At 42.7% G+C, this 293-nt stretch carries 1 protein-coding gene; it reads right to left on the bottom strand.

The window, feature by feature from the left end; translation table 11 throughout:
• Positions 1-89: 89 nt before the first annotated feature.
• Positions 90-293 (bottom strand): hypothetical protein (locus tag ACYQ2O_RS13145; RefSeq protein ID WP_459796828.1); only part of this gene is annotated, 204 nt, incomplete at its 5' end.

The raw sequence follows: 293 nt of genomic DNA, 5'->3' as shown, positions 1-293 counted from the left end.
TAATAAGAAAAGGTCTTGAGAAATAACTTCAAGCTATCGCTTGACCGAAATTCATCTCCCACTTTCACTGGTGCTTCGTACCCATACGTTTAGAAGTGGGAGACTTCTTTCGGAATTACGTTAAAAGGTCCTATCCATTTTACTTGGGGCAGGACCTTTTGATGTGTCAGATTATCAGTTTTCCGAGCGAGAAAACCCACGGTTTCAATCGTGGGATGATAGCTCGGCAGGGATGAGGGTTCGCTTTGGCGAACTCGAAAGCCCTGTGATATATTCGAATATTTTTTGAGTAT

Source organism: Alkalibacterium sp. m-11 (assembly GCF_054658155.1).
Note: the sequence above shows the minus strand (reverse complement) of the source record. Positions and strands in the feature narration are given on the sequence as shown.